The sequence below is a fragment of the uncultured Campylobacter sp. genome (genome assembly GCF_905372745.1).
In the GTDB taxonomy this organism is placed as follows: domain Bacteria; phylum Campylobacterota; class Campylobacteria; order Campylobacterales; family Campylobacteraceae; genus Campylobacter_A.
Genome location: NZ_CAJPQR010000007.1, coordinates 1 through 21,720 on the forward strand (window position 1 = coordinate 1; position 21,720 = coordinate 21,720).

Sequence of the window (21,720 nt, forward strand, 5' to 3'; positions counted from 1 at the left end):
AGGGCATTTATGGTGTCACGGGGGAGACTTGAACTCCCGACCTCCGGCTTATGAGACCAGCGCTCTAACCAGCTGAGCTACCGTGACGTTAAAGTTCGCAATTATATTCAACGTTTGCTTATATATTGATAAAATATTTTCATTTTTGCGCAGTAGGGCACCCAAAAGTCAAATTTTAAAATTTAAATTTGCGATTTTCGGTCACAAATTTGTCAAATTTAAATCAACAGAAATCCAAATTTGAGGCAAAAACGTCAAAAACAAAAATTTGCATTTTCAAGGTGCGGGTTTTGCCGCTCAAATTTGGAGAGTTCAAATTTGCCAAAATAGGTCAAATTTGAAACGGCAAAAGCCGAATTTACTTGATAAAATAATCTCCGTCAAAGCTAACCAGCGAGTACTTGCGCTCGCTGCCGATACTTCTAACTAGCTCGTCCACGTCCAAAAACTCAAGGCTGTCCGCACCGATAAATTTACATACTTCCTCCGGCGTTTTGTTTGCGCTTATTAGCTCCTCGAAGCTTGGAGTATCGATACCGTAGCGCTCCGGGTATTTTAGCTCGGGGCAGGCGACTTTGAAATGTATCTCTCTCGCGCCCGCGTGACGTAGTAGCTCAACGATCTTTTTAGAAGTCGTGCCGCGTACGATGCTATCGTCCACGACGACTACGCTTTTGCCCTTGAGCAGGCTTGCCATCGGGTTTAGCTTGAGTTTAACTTTGAGATTGCGCATCTCTTGCGTCGGCTCGATAAAAGTGCGTCCGACGTAGTGGTTGCGCACGATAGCTAGCTCAAACGGTATCCCGCTAGCGTTTGCGTAGCCTAGCGCCGCCGGTACGCCGCTATCAGGTACCGGCACGACGAAGTCCGCGTCGATCTTGCTTTTTTTAGCTAGCGTTTCGCCCATTTTTTTGCGTACTTCGTAGACGCTTTTGCCCTCGATTACGCTATCTGGGCGCGCGAAATAGATATACTCAAACGCGCAAACCCTAGGCTTGGCTTCAAAAAGGCGCACGCTCTCAAACTCGCTTTTGCCCTGCTCAAAAACCAGCATCTCGCCGGGTTCCACGTCGCGGATAAAGGTCGCGCCCACCAAATCAAACGCGCACGTCTCGCTAGCTACGATGTAGCCGCCGTCTTTTAGGCGCCCCAGCGAGAGCGGTCTCACGCCCCAACGGTCGCGGATGGCGAAAATTTTGTGGCGCGACTGGATGAGTAGGCAGTAGGCGCCTTTGATCTGTTTTAGCGCCGCTATGATGCGGTCTTGTAGATGTTCGCTGCGACTTCTAGCGATGAGATGCACGATGTTTTCGGTATCCATATTGCTCTGAAATATCGCGCCTTCGGCGATTAGCGCGTTGCGGACTTCGTCTTTGTTTACGAGGTTGCCGTTGTGCACGATAGAGACTTGGCCTAGCGAGTAGTTCGCGGCGATGGGCTGGGCATCGGCGGCGGAGTTTTTGCCTGCGGTGGCATAGCGGTTGTGGCCGATCGCCATATCGCCTTTTAAACTCTCGAGGTTCGTCTTGTCAAAGACTTCGGTAACTAGCCCGCGGCCTTTGACGGTTTCTATACGGCCGTTTTCGCATGCGCTGATGCCGCTTGCTTCCTGGCCTCGGTGTTGCATGGCAAATAGCGCATAATATGCCGTTTTTGCCGCATCTTTAGAATTAATCACTCCAACTATCGCACACATTTTTTTCCTTTTTTAGGGGTGTTATTTTTTGTCTTATACTTCGTTAAAATTTAAATTTCAAGCTCGGCAGACTTTATGTCTAGCTTACGCTTAAAATTTAAATTTCGCCTCGCCTAAGTCAAAAATATCGCCGCCGATTTTCTGTAATTTTCAAGAAAATATTAAAATTTAACATAAAAAATAAGGCGAAATATCGCGAGATGAATTTGAAAGTTGCGCAGAAAATTTGGGCGAGGCTAGACGTGCGGTCTGCCGCAAGCCCGAATTTTCAAGCTCTTTCAAAGGCGCTCGCGAGATAAGCCGTTATCGTTACAGCCCAAGGCAGTCATCTATCCCGTACAGCCCGCTCTCTCGCCCCGCCACCCAAATAGCCGCCTTTATCGCGCCTTTGGCAAAGGTCGCGCGGCTAGTTGCGGTGTGATTTAGCTCGATAAACTCGCCGTCGTTGTAAAATCCGACCGTATGCCTGCCCACGACGTCGCCGCCTCGCACCGCTAGGATAGCGATCTCGTCCTTGCTGCGAGCTCCGACTAGCCCGTCTCTACCGGTCACCAAAACGTCTTTTAGATTTAAACCTCTAGCCGCCGCTACGCGCTCGCCCAAAGTTAGCGCCGTGCCGCTTGGAGCGTCTTTTTTGTGTTTGTGGTGCTGCTCGACGATCTCGGCGTCAAATTCGCGCAAAGCCTTTGACGCAAGCGCCGCCAATCGGTTTAAAACCGCGACGCCAAGGCTCATGTTGGTGGCGTAAAGTATCGGCATCGCCGCGCTTGCTAGCTTTAGCAGGTTCGCGCCGTCCTCGCCAAGACCCGTCGTGCCGATGACTAGCGGTTTTGGATCGGTGCGGGCGTAGTTTAGTAGGTTTATCGCGCCATCTTTGATCGTAAAGTCGATAACGACGTCGCAGTTTGCGAAAAGCTCGTCAAATTTATCCGTGAGGATGACGCCCTGTGGCAATGCAAAGTCAAGCGGCTCTATCGTATAAGCCGCGCTAAGCTTTGCGCCAGGCTCGTTTTTTAGGCACTCTATGATCATGCGTCCCATTTTGCCGCTTGCGCCGTGGATTCCTATTTTTACCAAAATTTATCCTTTAAAATTTGGCCTAAATTTAGCATAAATTTCATAAAAAATAAATTTAGCACGGCTGCCGTCTTCGCCGCGCGCGGGCAAAAATATTAAAAATCGCGCTATATAATCGGCTTTTTAAATTTAAAGGACGACGATGAGGAAAATTTTATTTTTATTTCTAGCCGTTTTTGCGGCGAGCGTTTTGGCTAAACAAGCACCGATAGCGCAGGCGGCTAAAACGCAGCAGACGGATGCAAATTTGAGCGCGTCAAATTTGACGGCAAAAGATAAAACCGCGCAAAAGCTAAATTTGACCCAAGACCCCGCCATTATTAGCGGCGAGCTAGCAAACGGCCTAAAATACTACGTCAAAGAGAACAAGCAGCCCGCGAATTCGGCCTATTTTTACCTAGTCGTAAACATCGGCTCGACCGACGAGCGCGAAAACGAGCTGGGACTTGCGCACTTTACCGAGCACATGGCCTTTAACGGCAGCCGCGAGTTTAGCAAAAACGAGCTGGTCAAAAAGCTAGAGAGTCTCGGAGTGGCATTTGGCGCGGATCTAAACGCGCAGACTAGCTACGATCAGACGAGCTATCTGCTAGAAATCCACGTAAACGAGCAAAATTTAAAGGACGTTTTCCGCGTCTTTCGCGACTGGATCGACGGCGTGAGCTTTGACGCGGCCGAGCTGGATAAAGAGCGGGGCATCATCGTCGAGGAGGAGCGCGCCAGAAACACGCCCGCGTATAGATTTTACATCAAAAATCGCGTGCCCGAGCTCTACGGCGATAGCATCTACGCCAAAAGGTCGCCCATCGGCGATATGAATATCGTAAAAAACGTCGACGTAGCGACTATAAAGGGCTTTTACGGCAGGACGTATCAGCCTAGATTTATGAAATTTATCGCAGTCGGCGACTTTGATAAAAAGCGCATCGAAGAGATGATAAAGCAAAGCTTTAGCTCGGCTAAAAACACGAACGACTACGTGAGCTCGGGTAAAACTATCCCTATAAAAAGCGGCTTTAGCGTAAACAACTACGACTCGGCCGAGATCGGGCTAAACTCGCTAAATTTGATCTTCACGCAAAAGTACAAATTTGACGGCGAGATCCAAAGGCTTAGACAAAATTTGCTCGCAAACTACATCTCAGACCTGGTCGCGATGATATACGAGCAGCGAAATTTAGCCCTGCGCGGGCGATTTTACTCGCCGATCATCGAGGATCAAAACGTGCTTTACGCCTTTGAGATAAACGCCGTCGAGGATGATTTTAGCGGCGCGCTTAGCGATCTGGCGGGCGTTTTAAAGGGTGTGGAGAAATTTGGCTTTAGCGAGGCGGACTTTGAAAGCGTGAAAAAAGATTTTATAAACTCGGCTAAAAATGCCTATCTGCAAGCGGGCAACAAGCGCTCGAGCGCGGTCGCGGCAAATATCGAGGAGACGACTAGGATCGGCGGCGTGTTGCTTGGCGAAAAAGACCTGCGCGACGTTACTTTGGCGCTGCTTGAGAGCATTAGCCTTGAGGAGGTAAACGCCGAATTTAGGCGCATACTCGGTATCGACGCAAAAATCTTAAACGTAATTAGCGCCAAAGGAGCAAAGCTAAACGAGGCTAAATTTGATCAAATTTGGGCGGAGGCAAAGCCGTACGACACGCTAGCCTCAAATCAGGCAAAGAGCGAGCTTTTCGACTACGGCGCGTTAAAGCCTAAAAATTTCGTCTCAAAAAAGCATAACGAAAAGCTTGATTTTTACCTTTACGAGCTGCCAAACGGCGCGCGCGTGGCATTTAAGGAGGTAAAAACCAAAAAAGACGTCGTCTGGCTAAGCGCGGTTAGTCGCGGCGGCACGTCGAATTTGGCCAAGCCAAAGCAGGGCGCGCTAGCCGTAGAGGTCTCAAACGAGAGCGGGGCGGGGGAGTTTAGCAACTACGACCTGGCTAAAATCCTAAGCGGCAAGCAGCTAAGCTATAGCAAATTTATCGATCAGCTTTCGCAAGGATATAGCGCAAGCTCGGCTAGCGCGGACTTCGAGTGGCTTTTGCGCGCGCTGTTTTTGGAGTTTAGCGAGCCTAGATTTGACGAAAACGCGCTAAAAAAGACGAAAATCAACGAGCTTGAAAAGCTGGAAAAAACCAAAAATCTGCCCGAGCGCAAATTTCGCGACGAATTTGCGAGGTTTTTCTACGAAAACAACCCGCGAACGAACCCGCTCGAGGCCGCGGATATAAACGAACTGCAGATGAACGACGTAAAAAAGATAGTGAAGGAGAAATTTACCAACGCGGCGTCGTATGATTTTATTGTGGTCGGCGATCTAAATTTGACTGCGGCCGAGCCGTTTTTGCAAAAATATCTGGCAAATTTACCCGCACGCGCGCAGCGTGAAAACTTTGTCGATGACGGCGTGAGGACGATTTCTGGCGAGCGGGAGTTTAAGCGAAGCTACCAAACCACGCAGCGAAGCGACGCCGCGATGATAATAAAAAACGAAAACGTGAAGTATTCGCGCCCGGAGTTACTGCGCGTAAATGCCCTATCTGCGGTGCTTTCGATGATGCTGCGTGAGGACGTGCGCGAGGACCGCGGGCAGGTTTACGGCCTGGGCGTGCATATGAATCTCGCAAAATACCCGTACGAAAGCTTCACCGCGCATTTTGGCTTTACGGCGGCGCCTGATAACGTAAATGCCGTGCTGGGCGAGATAAAATCAAATGTCGCCGAGCTAAAAGGCGGCGCGGACGTCAAACGCTATCTGCAAAATTTCAAAAAATCAGCCCTCGTAAAAATGCGCCAATCCTACATTCAGGGCGAGTTTTGGACGCGCGCGCTCATGCGCGAGCTGGTTTTTGGCGATGAGGTTTTGAGCCTGGACGAGTACGAAAAGACGGTAAATGCGCTCACCGAGCAGGACGTGAAAGACGCGGCGAAGCTCTATCTGGACGAGAAAAACGTCGTGATAAGCGTAAATAACCCCGCCGTGGCGAAGTAAATTAAGCCTCGGCGGTAAATTTGATTTGCTGCCCAGGCGACGAGCGCAAATTTGGCTTTAGATTCGGCTGGGAGCTGTTAAATTTAAAATTTGACGGGCAAATTTACAGACGGTCTCGTCAAATTTCGTCCGCTTAAATTTTAAATTTGTGCCGCTGCGAGCTCAAATTTCATTCGGCCGAATTTATATTTTGGCTTCGTCTTCACGCCGAGATTATTTTACCTCAAATTTGAGCTTGGGCTAGATTTACTTCGGTTGCCATCTACGTAAATCACCTATATTTGCTTTCAACTATATTTTTTATTTCATCAGAAGTTAGTTTCTTGTATGGCTTTATTACATATTCGGTTGCGTTGTTTTCAAATACTACCTTATCTTTTTTGTCGGAAAACAAGATGTCTTGCATTGCATCCGCTTTTTCATACTCGTTTGCCCAAGCCATAAAAGTCCTTACGTCGCTAAAGGTAGAATTTTTCTCCGAGCAGTATTTTTGTAACACATTTCTTGTTAAATTTTCATATTTCAAATAATGTGTTCCATTATTGTGTATTGCATATGCAAACAAAATACTAAGCACATATCTATCGTAGCACTCCCCATATGCATCCTTTAGTTGCTCCTTAGTCGGGGGATTTGGTAGGTCGTATTTTATAAAGACGTCAAGCATTGGTTTGTAGTCTTCGTAGTCATCTAGGATAGCCCAGCCGCTTAGCTGTAACGGCCTATTTTTCTCTTCGTCTTTTATGCCCTGTAGTCCGCTTCCCATTTTAAATTCTTTAGGTTTATACCCCTTGCTTAGCATTAGTTCTGCCATTTGTGGTAGGTTTTTTGAAACTACGTATTTAAACGGCTCAACTTTATCTTTCGTGCATCTCTCGACGCAGGTCGGATTATTTATGTCGGTATCGGGATATTTTGGATCGACTTTATAGTTTATTGTTATGTTGTTGTCGTCTATCGTGAGCGTTGATATCCATTCGTAGCTATCTTTTGAGTCGAGTATAAAATAAGCCACATACTCCACCTCTTCAAATTTAACCCCTTTTTCTAGTAGTATTTTGGCGGTATCAACGGAGTTTAACATAATGGCATAAGCCATAGGAGACAAGCCGAATCTATCTTTAGCCCTTATATCGGCTCCTAAATTTATCAAAGCCTTAGAGGTATTTACGTCGTTTCTAAAAGAGCTGTACATCAGCGGAGTTCTTTTGTCTCTCATGCCAACGTCTACGCTTAGGTTGTTATCTTTTATAAATTTAACTACGAAATCGGTATCTTTTCTATCAAGAGCGGCTCTTAAAGGTACTAGCGTAGCGTTTTTCTCCTCATCGCAAACGATATCTGCGCACCTAAAACCAAAGTCGTCTATCTCCTCTTGCGTTACGTATTTAGCTAGCTCGGAGTTTGGATCTATTTTAGTATCGGGAGTGACGGTGAAACCAGTCGGCATAGAGCTCGAACCAAATTTACCAAATTTAACTCCTAAAAAAGAAAGATAAAATAGGATAGCGGTAAAGGCGGCGAGGGTGAATAGAAATTTAAAAAAGCTTTGCAAATTCGATCCTTTTGCTTATGATTAAATTTACGAAATCTTAGCTAAAGGGCGGTTAAATTTGAGTGAATTTGGGGGTGGTAAATTTGAAAAATGCGGTGAAATTTAAATCAAGGCAAATTTGACTAAATTTAAAAGGACGAAACAAAACTCGGTAAATTTGGGAAAATTTGAAGTAAAAAGAGGAAATTTAGCCGAAAAGCTCGGCTAAATTTGATAAATCTTAGTGTAAGCTCTCGATATAGCTAAGCGCGCTAAGTGCCGCTACAGCACCGTCTCCTGCGGCTACGATGACTTGTTTTGGCGCGTCTTTTCTGATGTCGCCCGCGGCAAATAGCCCATGCACGTTAGTTTGCATTTTTAGATCGACGCTAACCTGGCCGCCTGCCTCCATATCGCACAAAAACTCGCCGTTTTCTTGGCGAAGGACGTCGTTGTTTACGTTAAGTCCGACGAATACGAAAACGCCCGGCACTTTTAGATCGCGCTCGCCATCTTTCGTGTTTATGATTAGACCTGCGAGGCCTGCTTTGTCGCCGTAGGCCTGCTTGATCGTGGCGCTCGTGATAAACTCGATTTTGGCGTTAGCGCGAGCCTTTTCTAGCGTGACGGGCGCTGCACGAAACTCGTCTCTGCGGTGGATGATGTAGACGCGCGAGCAGATGTTGGCTAGATATAGGGCCTCCTCGATCGCCGTGTCGCCGCCGCCTAGAACCGCGACTTCTTTGTTTTTATAGAAAAATCCGTCGCAGGTCGCGCAGGTGCTCACGCCTCTGCCGAAAAACTCGTCCTCGCCCGCAAAGCCCGCGCGGCGCGGAGTAGAGCCGGTGGCTACGATGACTGCTTTGGCCTGCTCTTCTTTGCCGCCTTCAAGCTTGACCGTGAAGCTGCCGTCTGAATTTTTTATCACGCGCTCAACGCCCGCCATCTCGTGCTTTAGGCCAAAATGCGTGCACTGCGCGACCCACGTACTCATGAAGTCGATGCCGCTCTCGCCCGGCGCTTTTTGGCCCGGATAGTTTTCTATCTCGGAGCTGCTCGTAATCTGGCCGCCGGGCATTCCTTTTTCAAACATTACGACGTTTTTTAGCCCGCCGCGAGTGGCGTAAAGTCCCGCGCTAAGTCCGGCGGGACCGCCTCCGATGATTGCTAAATCTAACATATTTTTTCCTTTAAATTTTATTTATTTTCGAATCTTGTTTATAAACGCCGCCCTTTTGCGCCTTTAGCTCCACGCTTGCGGGCAAAGCCGTGATATTTAGGACGTGCATCAGCTTTAAAATCGTATTTATATCCGAAGCGACGAAATTTATATTTCCCTCGCTGGGCGCGCGTTTTTGGAGTAAATCCACGGCGACGATTTTTAAATCCTTGCTTGAAGTTTTTAAAATTTCCTTCCAATCTGATTGGTTGGAGCTAAAAACCACGAGTAAAAATTTATCGTCTTGCGGTGCGAAAATTTGAGCCTGCTCATAAAAAATCAGCTCGTTAAAATTTACGAATTTATACTGCGAAAATCTGTAATTATTGTAAGCAAATACGCCTGCTACCAGCGCTGCACCGATAAAGGACGCAAAAACGGAGGTAAGAGGAAGCAGGCTTCCTCCTCGTCTAAAAACCATTAAAGAAGCGAATTTATCTTATCGGATAGGACTTGCTTTGATTGCGCGCCTACTAGCTGATCGACTAGCTCTCCGTTTTTGAAAAACAAAATCGTAGGGATCGAGCGGATGCCGAATTCTACGGCTAGGTCTTGCACCTCGTCGGTGTTTACTTTGCAAATTTTAGCTTTGCCCTCAAACTCCTCAGCTAGCTCGTCGATGACCGGAGCAAGCATACGGCAAGGTCCGCACCAAGGCGCCCAAAAATCTACTAGCGCAACGCCCTCTTTGACGACGTCGAAATTCGCAGTCGTTAGTTCTATGTATTTTCCCATTTTATTCTCCTTTTTAAAGATAGTCGTAATTATACACGAAAGTATTTAAATTTTAGCTAAATAAGAATTTTTACAAACTAATATTTTCTATCCACTTTATCTCGCTCTTTTTTATCGCGATCAAATCGACCTGAAAATCGGCGTTAGCGCCGTTTTGCAACAGATAAAAATCGATAGTTTTTAAAATTTTATTAAATTTAGCGGGCGTGAGGCGATACTCTGCCTCGTAGTCGCCCTGCGTAGCTTTGATTTCGACGAAGCGCAAGATGCCGTCTTTTTTAGCGATGACGTCGATCTCGCCGAATTTAGAGCTAAAATTTCTAGCGAGTATCTCGCAGCCGTTTTTTAGCAAAAACTCGCAAGCCAGATCCTCCGAACTCTTGCCGAAAAGATACGCCCTAAGCCCCAAATTTTACTCTTCTATCCTCATCATAAAAGGCTTTTCTTTTACGAACTCTTGCTCTTGCAAAATTTCCATAGTGCGCCTCACGTCCTTTTCCACGCTCGCGTGCGTCGTGAAAAATAGCGTCGCATACGGACTTTCGTCCTTCGGTTTTTGCAGCAGGCTATCGATGGAGAGGTTGTTTTCACTCATTAAATTCGTGATTTTAGCCAGCACGCCGACTTTGTCCTCGACTCTAAGCCTAAAATAATACTTCGTGCAAATTTCGCTCGGATCTAAAAGCTCAAGCGCATTTAGCTCAAAGGGCGCCTTGTAGCCTAGCATCGGGGATTTGCCGTCTCTGGCGATGTCGATCAAGTCGCTGATGATCGAGCTTGCCGTCGCCGGACCGCCAGCGCCCGGACCGTAAAACATCGTCTCTCCGACCGCGTCTCCCACTACGCTCACGGCATTTGTTACGCCGTCTGTTTTAGCTATCATTTTATCTTTAGGTACTAGCGCCGGATGTACGCGCAGCTCGACCTTGTCGCCGGTTTTTTTGGCGATGGCGAGCAGTTTAATCACGTACTCGAAATCGTTGGCGAAAAAGATATCCTCGGGCGTGATGCCTTCGATGCCTTCTATTAGGATGTCTTCGGGGTTGCCGTGCACGCCGTATGCGATGCTAGCTAGGATCAGTAGCTTGTGCGCCGCGTCAAAGCCCCCGACGTCAAAGGTCGGATCGGCCTCGGCGTAGCCTAGCTCCTGGGCTTTTTTTAGCGCGTCCGCGAAATTTGATCCCTTGCTCATCATCGAGGTTAAGATGTAGTTGCTCGTGCCGTTTAAAATCCCATTGATGCTTAGGATGTGGTTGGCACTAAGGCCCTCGCGAAGAGCTCTGATGATAGGTATGCCGCCCGCGACGCTAGCCTCGAAGCCAAACGGCGTGTTTTGCGCCAAATTTTGCAAGGCGTAGCGGTGATAGGCTAGTAGCGCTTTGTTTGCCGTTACGACGGCTTTTTTGCGCTCTAAAATTTTGCTAACGACCCTAAAAGGCTCCTCGACGCCGCCCATAAGCTCGACGAAAACATCGATATCCTCGCGCTCTAGGACGCTATCTATATCGTCCGTGAGAGGGATGGCGACGTCTCTTTTTTTGCTTAAATTTCTAACGACGCCGATAACCGGAACTATCTCTTCGCCGCATCTTGCCGCGATTAGTTTTTTGTTTTGGAGTAAAATTTTAGCTACGGCTTCTCCGACCGTGCCGACGCCTAAAATGGCTATATTCATGCAAATTCTTTCAGATATTTTTTGACGTTTCGCGCCGCTTGGCGGATACGGTTTTCGTTCTCGATAAGAGCAAGGCGCACATAGTCATTGCCGCCTTCGCCAAAGCCGATACCGGGGCTCACCGCGACGCTTGCTTTAGTAAGCAGCTGTTTAGAAAACTCGAGGCTGCCGATGTTTCCGACTTGCGGCGGGATTTTTGCCCAGATAAACATACTCGAGCTTGGCTTATGCATCTCCCAGCCGGCGCTTGCAAAGGCTTCTAGCATCACGTCGCGACGTTTTTCGTAAATTTGACGGATGTCCTCGACGCAGCTTTGATCGCCGTCTAGCGCGACGGTTGCTGAGACTTGTATCGGGGTAAACATGCCGTAATCGACCCATGATTTTATCTTTTTAAGAGCGGCGCAAAGGCGCTTGTTTCCGCATAAAAATCCGACGCGCCAGCCGGCCATATTGTAGCTTTTTGATAGCGTGTAGCACTCGACGGCGACGTCTTTTGCGCCTTCTACTTCAAAGATGCTCGGCGTCTTATAGCCGTCAAACGTGAGGTCTGCGTAGGCGATGTCCGAGATCACGTAAAAGCGCTCTTGCTTGCTCATCGCGACTAGCCGCTCGTAGAAGCTCTTTTGCACGGTTACGGTAGTTGGATTGTGCGGGAAATTTACGACGACGTATTTAGGTCTCGGCGAGCTTGAGCGAATAGTGTGAAGCAGGTCTTCGAAAAATTTATTTTCGTCAAGCTCGAATTTATCGTTGTATTTTAGCGGCATCTTCGCCACGCTACCGCCGGCAAACAAAAACGCCTGAGTGTGTATAGGGTATGCGGGATCCGGTACTACGGCTACGTCGCCCGGATTTACTATCGCTTGGGCTAGATGCACGAAGCCCTCTTTGCTGCCCATAACGGCAACGGCCTCGGTATCTGGGTCTAAATTTACGCCGTATTTGCGCTTATACCAGTTGCAGATGGCTAGACGGAGTTTGTAGATGCCAGCGCTCGCCGAGTAGCCGTGGGTTTTGTCTTTTTGCGCGCTTTCGCAGAGTTTATCGACGATGTGCTGAGGTGTGCGACCCTCCGGGTTTCCCATGGAAAAGTCGATGATATCCTCGCCTGCTCGGCGTGCGGCCATTTTTATAGCGTTTACCTCGGCAAATACGTAGTTTGGAAGCCTTTCAATCGTATTAAATCTAATCTCGTCAAACATAAATTTTTCCTTATTCTAGGTAGATTTTGAGCCCTCGTTTGATATTTTCTAGACTGACCGCATCATCGATCATTAGATATTTTGCGTTTTGCGGAAAGGAAACCTTTAGGCTATTTATAGCCTTGTCGCTTCGTTTTTCCTCGAGTAAATTTAAATTTTTATCCAAAATTCTCACGATAGCCGACCAGCGATCCTCCCCGTCTGCGCCTATGGCGGCGACTTTTGCGCCGCTAACGTCGATGAGATAGGGCTCAAGCGGTTTTGAGAGCTGAACCTGCTGCGAAAACGGTACCGGGGTTTGATTGATCGACGAATTTGACGCGTCGATGACGTACTCGTAGGATAGCTCGCCGGCCCTGTTTATATCTGTTATTTCGGTGCCGCTTTCTTTAAAGGCAGAGTATAGCGAGCCTGGATCAGGGATAAATTTAGTATCTACGGTTACTCCCCAAGTCGCACCGCCGGCACTAGAAAATTCGCTCGTTAAGATGTCGTTATAGCCTAGTCCGTTTAGGGCGTCTTTGGCGATTTTAATGAGAAGCAACGGATTGTTTTGACGCGAGATAAATTTGATATTTACTTTTACGTTTTGCTTGTAGGATAGGCGTAGGAGCGAATTTGACTTTAAAACGTTTGAAATTTTGGCGATGTCGGGCTTGCCGTTTGCGTTTAGATATGCCGAGCCGTCGCCAAAGAGCTGGGTCGATTTTGCGCTATTTTGACCGAGCAATCCGCCTGCTATATCCGCCACGCTGCCCGCAAAACAAAAGACCGCGCTAAGGACTAAAAGTTGGAGCTTTTTTACCATGATTTGCCTTTGTTAAGCGCTACGAATTCATCAAATGAAAGCGGAGTTACCTTATCTTTTTCGACTAGAAAGCGCTTTGGGTTGTCGCCGCTAAATTTGATATTTTGCTCGCCGATTTCTAAATTTACCTCGCCGTGGCCGGTAACGACGAGCTGCTTTTTACCTATCTCGATAGTGACTGGATTTGAAGCATTTAGCGAGCGTTTTTTATTGTCGTCCAGGTTTATCACCCCAAGCCATACTTTTTTACGAGGGACGACTTTTATCTCGCTAAGCCCGTTTAATTCGTATATATCGCCGGTTTTAGGCGTAGATGAAACGGTAGCGGTTATATTTTGCTCGGTTTTATTTGACATCTCGGTAGGTTGCAAATTTTGACCTGTATTTTGCTCTATAGGTTTTGGCTGCGCGACCGTCGCGACGGTTACGTTTATCTCGGGTAGAGGTTGAGCGGCGTTAGGTATAGCTAAATTTGAGACGTTTTCTTCGCTATTGCTAAGCTCGTCTTGCGCCTTTGTAGAGGGAGAGGACGACACGCTGACCGTGATATTTGCGTCTTTGATGGAGTCTAAATTTTTAGTCGCCTGTTGCACTACGTTTGTATCGGAGTAAGTCACGCTTTTGTTTTTGTCCTCAAAGAAACTCGAGAGGTCGCCGATGTATTTTTGGGGCTCAAAAAAGTAAATCAAAGCGCCTATCGCGCAAATAGCGATGATGCCGCCCAGCATACCGCCGTAAGAGGATTTTTCGCTTGCGGTATAGGCCGGAATTTTAGGCGATATGGTTATAGTTTTATGCTTTAACTCGCTCTCGTGCTCGGCCATAAACGTCTCGTATTCTCGCATCCACGACGTAAAGTCGATATCAAGCTCGCGCTCCAGAATTTTAACAAAACCCTTGACGTTAAAACGTGCCAACTTTTCAAAATTTTTATCGGCGATGTAGCCTAGATATTCTGCCTCGATGTGCGTTCTTCTGGCGACCTCGCTAAGCCCTAATTCTTTTAGCAAACTTATGTCATTCATTTATAATCCTATCGCAAAGTATGGCAAACGCAGCCGAGACGTTTAGGCTGTCCCAGTCGTTTTTCATTTTTATTCCTACTATTTCGTCGCTTTTGGCAAGGACTTTTTTATGCAAGCCTTCGCCCTCGCTGCCCATCACGAGCGCGACTTTTTGGTTAAATTTGACCTCGTGAGCGTTTTTGCCGCCGCTTGCCGTGGCGTAAATTTTAAAACCGACCTGTTTTAGCTCGTTTAGCAAGCTAAGGCCGTCTTCTACAAGAGCGATGTTTGCCTCGTAAGCCGCTGCGCTACTAGCTCGCAGGATGCCTTCCATCGCTAAATTTTTAGCGACGACGACGATGCCTCCGCAGCCGAGTGCATGCGCCGTTCTGACGATGGCGCCGATGTTTCCGACATCGCTAAGTCCGTATAAAACCGCTATAAAATTTTGTTTTTTTATCTCGTCGATACTCTTAAACTCAAACTCTTCGACCTCGGCTAAAAAACCTTGGTGATTGCCGCCGCGCGCGAGAGCTTGAGCTTTTTGGTTATCTACGCGTTTTATCGGCGCGCCGATGCCTACGATCTGCGAAAATAGCGTCTTGTCGCACTCTTTGGCGAGATAGACTGTTTTGACGTTTTTTTTATAGTTTTTTATGATGTGCAAAAATAGCTGTTTACCGTATATTATCATCGCCTGATAATAGCTAAAAATCGGTAAAATTTAGCTAAATTTTTAGATAATTTCGCCCTTTGCTAAGTCCGTATGCGATTTTAGCGAGCAAGTTCGGAGTAAATTTCTTTAGCGCTTTTGCCCGTAATTTTTGCTAGGAGTTTGGCCTTGGCTTTAGGCGAAATTTCAAGTTCTAAAATATCGTTTTGAGTGATTTTTTCTGAGGTAAAATTTGGATTTTTTTGCACTACGACGCACCACTCACCGCTTAGATTCGACTCTTGTAGCTTTTTTGCCAGATTGTTTGCCGCGGCTCTAAATTTTGTTTCAAATTTTTTCGTCGCCTCTTTTATGGCAAAAATTTCTCTATCCGGCTCAAGCTTGGCAAAGTCTAAAATGAGCGAAAGTATACGTTTTGGGCTTTCGTAGATGACTACGGGAAACGGCGAATTTAGCGCATTTTGCACCGCTGCGGCTCGCTCTTTGCCGTTGTTTGGCAAAAATCCTAGAAAGCAAAATTCTTTTTCGCAAAGACCGCTTGCGACGACGGCTAAGAGTGCGGCATTTGATCCGCTCAGCACTTCGTATGCGATGTCGTTTTTTATCGCGAAATTTACGAGCGCGGCTCCAGGATCGCTGATGCCCGGCATTCCCGCATCGCTTAAAAACGCAACGTTTTTATCAAAAATCTCAAGCTTGATTTTGGATAAAATTTCATCTTCGTTATGCGTGTGTAGCGGGATAAAATTTTGGATGTTTATATTTGCGTCAAAACGCGTATTTAGCAGGTTTATGAGAGATTTTGCGACTCTGGTATCTTCGCAAAAGAGTATCTCGCATTCGCGCAAAACGCTCAAAGCGCGAAGCGAGATATCGCTTAAATTTCCTATCGGCGTAGGAACGAAATATAGCAAAGGATTATTTTAAGTTATATTTTTTCTTAAATTTATCGACGCGGCCCGCGCTATCTACGATCTTTTCACTGCCCGTAAAAAACGGATGGCACTCTGAGCAGATATCTACTCTGATCTCGCTTTTGTTTGACTTCGTAGTGAAGGTGTTGCCGCAAGCGCAAGTTACTTTGCACTCAACAAATTCTGGATGAATTTCTTTTTTCATCATTTTATCCTTTTATCGGTCTGATTTTTTAATTTTTATTTAAAGTAAGGCGAGATTATACAAAAAACTTCGTAAAAAATCAAATTTAAATTAAAATTTTAGCCGCTATGCCTAAAATCGCTGTTTGCGAGCGCAAAATATTTTTTGCTCTCAGTCCGTATTTTTTGGCGACCGCCTCTCGCTCGCTCCCGCTAAATCCTCCCTCGGGGCCGATCGCTAAAATTTCCTTGCCCGCGTAGCCATCTAGGTTTTCGCCTTCAAAGTCGATAAGAGCGACATTTGGGTAAAATTTGACTAATTCGTCTAAGCTTTTATAAATTTCAAATTTCATCAAATCGTTTCGTCCGCACTGCTCGCACGAGCTTATCAAAATGCGCTCTAGGCGCGAAAAATCGAGCTTAAAGTTTTTTTGCGAAAATTCGCCGTAAAAAAAGACGATTTTAGCTACGCCCATTTCGTTTAGGCTAGGCAGCGTTTTTTCGATCGTTTTTGGATCGACGACGGCCCAGGCTAGCGTTAGATCGCTATTTCGCGCTTCCACGTCGTGCGAAAATATCAAATTTAGCTCCGCACCCCTTTTGTCTAAATTTACGATTTCATAGATGTGGTTTTGTCCGTCGGTCAAATTTCGCACGTCGATGCGCTCGCCTACCTTCGCTCGCCGCGCCTTTAGGTGCAAAAACGCCTCTCCATCAAGCCTTATTTGCTCGTTTTTTGCTTCTTTTGAATATAAAAATTTCATCTCACCCCGCTTGCAATTAGTATAAAAACAAAATCGGCCGCGATTTTTAGGCGCATTTTGGCTCTAAAATCAGCAAAATTTTTAGTTTTCATCGCCTTTTTTAGCTGCTTAAACTCCATTGCTCCAAGCCCGATAAGCAGCATCCAAACAGCGATCATAACAAGAGCTTTGAGGCCCAGATAAAAGTAAAAAACGCTCATCAAAAGCAGCCCCGTAAGCATCATCGCGGCCAAAAACGAGTAGTAGGTGGGCAAAAATAGCCTGATGCGTTTAGCGTAGGCTGGCGAATTTATACCGAAATTTATCAGGCAAAAGTGCGTCGCGACTAACGCCAAAAGCGTAAAGGCAAGCCCGATATGTATAGAGCGCGCTAGCTCGTAGAGCTCTGATAGATGTTCGTTAAATTTCATTTTTCAGGCACCGGTTCCGGCGGCATATTTTCGTCGATACTCACGTTTGCGTCGCTTTGTGCGATAGGTACGTCGCTGGGGACGGTTTCGTTTAGATCTAGTTCAGGCGAGCTTTTTTCGTCCTCGCAGCCGCTAAAGATTAGAGCCGTCAGCGTCAAAATCGCAAGAATTTTCCTCATTTGCGCTAGACCTCCTTTGGATTTACTATTTTTTTGCCTAGTTTGATCTTCTCAAACAGCTCCGCGTCCTCCCACTCGACTCTCACGCCCTCGGAAAAGACGACCTCGTTTAAATTTACCTCGCCCATTTTAGCGTTATACGCATCCTCTCTGAAGCACTGCGCGTAGCCCGTATCAGTCTCGTGGACGATGATGCTGTGAAGCTTCACTTCGCGCTCGCCGTTTTGCATCTGAGTGGCTTTTAAAAGCCTATCTATCATCACGAAAAATATCCTGCAAAACTGCTCTGCAGAGGGGTTTAGCGGGATCTCTACCCAGCGCGCGGAGTGCTTTTTGAGGTCGTTTTTGTACTCGGCTTCGTCGCCGCTAAATATCGTCGTGCAGTGATCAAAGCTATCGATGATGCAGCCGATTTCGCGCTTCATCAGGCCAAAATCATACACCATCCCCGCGTTATCGAGAAAATTTGACTCAAGTAAAATTTCAGCCCTGTAAGAATGCCCGTGGATGCTCGTTTTGCAGCGTTTTGAGCTACAAAATCTAACTATGTGAGCGTTTTCAAATTTAAACATTTTTCTTATTATCATTTTAGCTCCGTTTATTAAATTTTACCGTTTCGCGCCGTAAAGATGCGGGTGATGCTGCCTAAATTTACGCTTTAAACCCCTTCTTTTGCGCCCCAAAGCCTGATATGCAGGCGATCGGAGTAGTTAAAACCGTGCGTGATCGCAAACTGCGCGACAGCTCTAGCGTTTTGTTCGAGACTTATTTTATCATAACCTTGCGGCATACAAAAGACTTCCGCGTCGCAAATCTCTAAAATACGCGAAATTTGCGCTATCGCCGAGCCGTCTTCCGCACTTTTTTTGTCAAGGACGAATTTATAAAAACTGCCCGCGGCGTTTTGCTTTATCGCTTTTAGCGCGGCGGGATTCATGCGCTTAGCTTCGCTTTCGCCGCTATTTTCGAGCTTGACGCTGACGGCAAATCGGCATTTTTTATAAATCTCAAATTTGGCAAAATCCACCTCGATCGTACCGTTTGTTTCAAAATGCGCCTCGTAGCCCTCGCTAGTCGCAAAATTTAAAAAATCTAACAAAATTTGATTTTTGTGATGTAGCAGCGGCTCGCCGCCGGTGATTACGACGATAGGTTTTTGGCGCAAATTTGCGCTCAAGCTTTGCGTTATTTTTATGAGTTCGTCCGCGCGCGAGATTTTTTGATACGAAAAATGCCCCGTAAAAACCGCGCGGATCGTGTCGCAGCCAACTAGCGTTTCACCGGTTTTGGGCGAGACGGCGCGCACTCCAAAGCCGGCGCAGTTTAGATTGCAGCCAGCAAAACGCAAAAAAATCGCCAAACGGCCGCTGCTTGCGCCTTCGCCTTGAATACTTAGGAAACTCTCGACTAGGTTTAAACTCAAATTTCGCCTTTTAATTTTAGTCGATTATAGCAAAATTTAAAGGGTAGTTTTATGGAGTTAGGTGGATTTTACGTCAAATTTGAGCGGGTTTTGCTAGAAAAACGGCGGCAAATTTATGGATAAAAATATAAAAAATCAAGCGCGGTTAAATTTGGTAAAAAGCAGGCTAAATCCACGCCAAATTTGACGTAAATTTAGCCTTGATTTCAGCCGCCCGTTTGATAAAAGGCGCGGCTTGAGGTCTCGTTTTGAGCGCCGATCGCCCATTTGTTTTCTTTGGGTTTGTTTTGCAGTACTTGGCGCAGGATCTCGCTAGCGCCTGCGATATCGCCCTTTCTTACGGCATCTTTTATGCTCATCGCATCCTCGAAGTATAGGCACGGGATGAGATGCCCCTCGGCCGTGAGGCGTATGCGGTTGCAGCTCTCGCAAAAGTCGTGTTTGTGCGGGTCGATAACGCCGAAGGTATAGCCGTCCTCTAGCTTGTAGATGCTGGCTGGACTCGTCGGGATCTTTTCGGCCGCTTCGAAGCGATATTTTTTTGCTATAAGGTCTAAAATTTCAGCCGATTTCATGCCTTTTAGCTCATCATTGGCGTGGATATTTTCCATGTATTCGATAAAGCGAATCTGACAACCCATAGAGCGCGCAAACTCTAGCAAAGAGACAATCTCATCATCGTTTACGCCTCTTAGCGCGACGGTGTTTAGCTTGACTTTTAATCCTGCCTCGAGCGCAGCGTCAAGGCCTGCTAAAACCTCGTGCAGGACGCTTTTTTGCGCGATAAATTTAGCCTTTTCGGTTTTTAAGCTATCAAGCGACATATTTATACGCTTTAAACCCGCGTTTTTGAGGGCTTTTGCGTAGTGTTTGAGCATAAAGCCGTTTGTCGTGATAGCTAGATCGACGTCCGGGCTATGCTCGTTTATCATCGCGATAAATTTGTCTAAGTCCTTGCGCAGTAGCGGTTCGCCGCCCGTGATACGGATCTTTTTTACGCCTTCGTCTAGGCAGACTTTGACAAATAAAAACAGCTCCTCAAAGCTTAGTAAATTTTCCTTCGGCTCCCAACTAAACGGAGTTTTAGGCATGCAGTATTTGCATCTAAAGTTACATCTTTGCGTGACAGAAATACGCAGATAATCAACAGTTCTTCCGTGTCCGTCTATTAACATTTTTCGCCCTTAATTTTATCAAAAAGATTTATTTTTGATTTGGTTAAAGGGCATTATAGGAAGTTAAGCTTTAAAATTTTTTAAAACTTGCGTATGAAAATAATGTTATTTTTTTATATTTCGCGCCTAGGTTTTAACATTATATCAGCTCTCGCAGTTTTAGCGTCAGCTCGACTTTGCCCACGCCCACGCACAGCTCTTTTGCGATGCTTTCTACGCTTTTGCCTTCGCTATACATCTGCACTATGCGCTTTTCGTCGTCTTCGCCGTTTGGAGCGGTTATCTTGCTAATGCTTTTTGTGCGCTCCTCAAGCGTAAAAAGTCTATCTTGTTGCTGGCTTTGGAAGCTATCTATCGAGCTTTCGATGCTTTGGAGGGTGTTTATTATCGGAGTTATTTTTTGATTTATTTTTTCGTTTAGACGCTGTTCTAGGTTGCTTTCTAGCTGCGCCGCGTCAAATTCGCCCGGTTCGCTTAGGTCTAAATTCGCAACCTGTTTTTTTACCGCGTGAAGCTCTTGGATGAGTCCTTCTATAGCTTTTTCATACCTTGAAAATTTTCTGGAAACCTCAAGGTCTTTTACGAAAACAAGTACGAAAAGTATCGTCAAAATCAGCCCGAATATCGCAAAAATCATCAAATCGCTATTCATCTTTCATCTCCTTTAGTTCTCTTATCATTGCCCGCTCTCTGGCCGTCACGTAGCCGTTGTAGTCGCTCTCGTCGCTCTCGTTTATACGCGTGATTTTGGCGGTTTTTTCATCTAGCGCTTCAAAAAATATCGCCACGTCTCGCTTCGGAAAGATAGGCATAAAAATGCGCCCGTAGTAGCCGGAGCCTTCTTTAAATTTAGCCTCTTTTATCCTAAAATTTTCAAAATTTATCCCCTCTAGCACGCTAGATTGCGCAAGCTCGAGTTTTACGAATTTCTCGTTTTTTATATAGGCGTTTAGTTCGTCAAATTTACGGTGAAGCTCAACTAGCAGCGTTAGTATCACCTGATCGCTTTCCTTCGTATCGCCCTTTGCTTTGGCGCGCTTTATCCACGCTCCCAGCGGATCGTCCTCGTTGCCGCTAAGCTTATCGAATTCGCGCAAAAACTCGCTCTCTCGCTCGCCGATTTCCTCAAAAACTATGTCTAAATTTGCCGGAACCAGTCTCATAGGCTAGCCCAAACAAAAATGAAAAAAAGTATGCCCAGATAGCCGTTTAACGTAAAAAATGCACGGTCGATCTTGCTAAAATCTCGCCTAACGATGCGGTGTTCAGCCACTAGGATACCTCCGCAAAGCAAAATGCCCACATACGCGGCCGAGCCGAGCCATCCAGCCCACGCAAAAAGCAGCCAAAAGATCACGGCCGTGGCGTGAAATATAGCCGAGATAAACATCGTAGCCTTTTCGCCGTAAACGCTAGGTATGCTAAAAAGCCCGTGCTCGCGGTCAAATTTGACATCCTGAAGCGAATAAAGCAGGTCAAATCCCGCCACCCAAAACATCACGCCAAGGCAGAGCAGCACGCTAAAAAGCGGTATCTCGCCCGTGACTGCTACGGCTCCGGCGATGGGCGCGAGACCCAGCGAGAGACCAAGGACTAGGTGCGCTAACTCGCTAAAACGCTTAAAAAGCGAATATCCGCCAAGTACGGCTAGGATCGGAAAGCTCAGCCAAAACGCAAGCTTGTTTACGAGATAGGCGACCAGCACGAAAATGACGGCGTTTGCCACGATAAAAATTTGCAAATTCGTCCTGCCGATACGCCCGTCCACGCTCGGGCGATTTGCCGTGCGCGGGTTTAGCTTGTCGATGTCCTCGTCCTTGTAGCGGTTAAAGGCCATCGCGAAATTTCGCGCCGAAACCGCGCAAAGAATGCCCGAAATAAGCAACTTCCAGCCAAACCAAGCCGTGCCGTTTACCTGCGCGCTCGCCGTTATCATTGCGGTAAATATAAAAGGCAGTGCGAAAATCGAGTGCTTAAAGACGATTAGTTCGTTAATATCTTTTAAAATATTTATAAATTTTTGCATAATCTTCCTGAAATTTTTGCTTTATTTTATCTTA

General features: G+C 46.4%; 24 protein-coding genes and 1 tRNA gene. 1 reads left to right on the forward strand and 24 read right to left on the reverse strand.

The window, feature by feature from the left end; all coding sequences use genetic code 11:
- Positions 1-10 precede the first annotated feature (10 nt).
- From QZ157_RS03100 to dapB, 3 genes are all read right to left on the reverse strand, one after another.
- Positions 11-87 (reverse strand) — tRNA-Met (locus QZ157_RS03100).
- Positions 88-358: 271 nt separating this feature from the next.
- Positions 359-1,696, reverse strand: a complete 1,338-nt coding sequence (gene purF / locus QZ157_RS03105) for an amidophosphoribosyltransferase (protein ID WP_295141663.1) — start codon at positions 1,694-1,696, stop codon at positions 359-361.
- Between the two features lie 309 nt (positions 1,697-2,005).
- The gene (dapB, locus tag QZ157_RS03110; RefSeq protein ID WP_295141666.1) at positions 2,006-2,773 is read right to left on the reverse strand and encodes a 4-hydroxy-tetrahydrodipicolinate reductase; all 768 of its coding nucleotides are present in this window, start codon (positions 2,771-2,773) and stop codon (positions 2,006-2,008) included.
- Between the two features lie 142 nt (positions 2,774-2,915).
- Between dapB and QZ157_RS03115 the strand changes: the two genes are divergently transcribed.
- On the forward strand, positions 2,916-5,759 hold the full coding sequence (locus QZ157_RS03115; protein WP_295141669.1) for a M16 family metallopeptidase: 2,844 nt from the start codon (positions 2,916-2,918) through the stop codon (positions 5,757-5,759).
- Positions 5,760-6,030: 271 nt separating this feature from the next.
- Here QZ157_RS03115 and QZ157_RS03120 read toward each other — a convergent pair whose 3' ends face one another.
- The 21 genes from QZ157_RS03120 to mqnP form a co-directional block, all read right to left on the reverse strand.
- Positions 6,031-7,314, reverse strand: coding sequence for an ankyrin repeat domain-containing protein (locus QZ157_RS03120; RefSeq protein ID WP_295141672.1), 1,284 nt, complete (start codon positions 7,312-7,314; stop codon positions 6,031-6,033).
- A 220-nt stretch (positions 7,315-7,534) separates the two neighbouring features.
- Positions 7,535-8,473, reverse strand: a complete 939-nt coding sequence (locus tag QZ157_RS03125) for an FAD-dependent oxidoreductase (RefSeq protein ID WP_295141675.1) — start codon at positions 8,471-8,473, stop codon at positions 7,535-7,537.
- Positions 8,474-8,483: 10 nt separating this feature from the next.
- Positions 8,484-8,933, reverse strand: a complete 450-nt coding sequence (locus tag QZ157_RS03130) for a hypothetical protein (RefSeq protein WP_295141677.1) — start codon at positions 8,931-8,933, stop codon at positions 8,484-8,486.
- Entirely contained in the window at positions 8,933-9,247 is a 315-nt protein-coding gene (gene trxA / locus QZ157_RS03135) for a thioredoxin (protein ID WP_295141679.1), read from the reverse strand. Before trxA ends, QZ157_RS03130 begins: the two co-directional genes overlap by 1 nt.
- Before the next feature lie 70 nt (positions 9,248-9,317).
- Positions 9,318-9,656, reverse strand: coding sequence for a YraN family protein (locus QZ157_RS03140; protein WP_295141682.1), 339 nt, complete (start codon positions 9,654-9,656; stop codon positions 9,318-9,320).
- A 3-nt stretch (positions 9,657-9,659) separates the two neighbouring features.
- Complete coding sequence (locus QZ157_RS03145; protein ID WP_295141685.1) at positions 9,660-10,922, reverse strand: homoserine dehydrogenase; 1,263 nt, start codon at positions 10,920-10,922, stop codon at positions 9,660-9,662.
- The gene (locus QZ157_RS03150) at positions 10,919-12,127 is read right to left on the reverse strand and encodes an LL-diaminopimelate aminotransferase (RefSeq protein ID WP_295141688.1); all 1,209 of its coding nucleotides are present in this window, start codon (positions 12,125-12,127) and stop codon (positions 10,919-10,921) included. The genes QZ157_RS03145 and QZ157_RS03150 overlap by 4 nt, the downstream gene beginning before the upstream one ends.
- Positions 12,128-12,137: 10 nt before the next feature.
- On the reverse strand, positions 12,138-12,935 hold the full coding sequence (locus QZ157_RS03155) for a hypothetical protein (RefSeq protein ID WP_295141690.1): 798 nt from the start codon (positions 12,933-12,935) through the stop codon (positions 12,138-12,140).
- Positions 12,929-13,960 carry a phosphatidylglycerophosphate synthase gene (locus QZ157_RS03160; RefSeq protein ID WP_295141693.1) on the reverse strand — a complete coding sequence of 344 codons (1,032 nt, stop codon included), beginning with the start codon at positions 13,958-13,960 and terminating at the stop codon, positions 12,929-12,931. Before QZ157_RS03160 ends, QZ157_RS03155 begins: the two co-directional genes overlap by 7 nt.
- A complete protein-coding gene (rlmB, locus tag QZ157_RS03165) occupies positions 13,953-14,633 on the reverse strand; it encodes a 23S rRNA (guanosine(2251)-2'-O)-methyltransferase RlmB (RefSeq protein ID WP_295141696.1) in 681 nt (226 codons plus the stop codon). Before rlmB ends, QZ157_RS03160 begins: the two co-directional genes overlap by 8 nt.
- A gap of 80 nt (positions 14,634-14,713) precedes the next feature.
- Positions 14,714-15,526 carry a 16S rRNA (cytidine(1402)-2'-O)-methyltransferase gene (gene rsmI / locus QZ157_RS03170; protein ID WP_295141699.1) on the reverse strand — a complete coding sequence of 271 codons (813 nt, stop codon included), beginning with the start codon at positions 15,524-15,526 and terminating at the stop codon, positions 14,714-14,716.
- A gap of 4 nt (positions 15,527-15,530) precedes the next feature.
- Entirely contained in the window at positions 15,531-15,731 is a 201-nt protein-coding gene (rpmE, locus tag QZ157_RS03175; protein ID WP_009495090.1) for a 50S ribosomal protein L31, read from the reverse strand.
- Between the two features lie 85 nt (positions 15,732-15,816).
- Positions 15,817-16,473 carry a 16S rRNA (uracil(1498)-N(3))-methyltransferase gene (locus tag QZ157_RS03180; protein WP_295141705.1) on the reverse strand — a complete coding sequence of 219 codons (657 nt, stop codon included), beginning with the start codon at positions 16,471-16,473 and terminating at the stop codon, positions 15,817-15,819.
- Complete coding sequence (locus tag QZ157_RS03185; protein WP_295141708.1) at positions 16,470-16,883, reverse strand: hypothetical protein; 414 nt, start codon at positions 16,881-16,883, stop codon at positions 16,470-16,472. The genes QZ157_RS03180 and QZ157_RS03185 overlap by 4 nt, the downstream gene beginning before the upstream one ends.
- Positions 16,880-17,062: a hypothetical protein gene (locus QZ157_RS03190; protein ID WP_295141711.1), complete on the reverse strand. Its 183-nt coding sequence runs from the start codon at positions 17,060-17,062 to the stop codon at positions 16,880-16,882. The genes QZ157_RS03185 and QZ157_RS03190 overlap by 4 nt, the downstream gene beginning before the upstream one ends.
- Before the next feature lie 5 nt (positions 17,063-17,067).
- A complete protein-coding gene (locus QZ157_RS03195; protein WP_295141714.1) occupies positions 17,068-17,649 on the reverse strand; it encodes a 6-carboxytetrahydropterin synthase in 582 nt (193 codons plus the stop codon).
- Positions 17,650-17,720: 71 nt separating this feature from the next.
- Positions 17,721-18,485 (reverse strand): 7-carboxy-7-deazaguanine synthase QueE, encoded by a 765-nt coding sequence (locus QZ157_RS03200; RefSeq protein WP_295141717.1) that lies wholly within the window; start codon positions 18,483-18,485, stop codon positions 17,721-17,723.
- A 206-nt stretch (positions 18,486-18,691) separates the two neighbouring features.
- Positions 18,692-19,660, reverse strand: a complete 969-nt coding sequence (gene moaA / locus QZ157_RS03205; RefSeq protein WP_295141719.1) for a GTP 3',8-cyclase MoaA — start codon at positions 19,658-19,660, stop codon at positions 18,692-18,694.
- Positions 19,661-19,799: 139 nt separating this feature from the next.
- Positions 19,800-20,312, reverse strand: a complete 513-nt coding sequence (locus QZ157_RS03210; RefSeq protein ID WP_295141722.1) for a hypothetical protein — start codon at positions 20,310-20,312, stop codon at positions 19,800-19,802.
- Positions 20,305-20,823: a hypothetical protein gene (locus QZ157_RS03215; protein WP_295141725.1), complete on the reverse strand. Its 519-nt coding sequence runs from the start codon at positions 20,821-20,823 to the stop codon at positions 20,305-20,307. The genes QZ157_RS03210 and QZ157_RS03215 overlap by 8 nt, the downstream gene beginning before the upstream one ends.
- On the reverse strand, positions 20,820-21,686 hold the full coding sequence (gene mqnP / locus QZ157_RS03220; RefSeq protein WP_295141728.1) for a menaquinone biosynthesis prenyltransferase MqnP: 867 nt from the start codon (positions 21,684-21,686) through the stop codon (positions 20,820-20,822). Before mqnP ends, QZ157_RS03215 begins: the two co-directional genes overlap by 4 nt.
- Positions 21,687-21,720 lie beyond the last annotated feature (34 nt).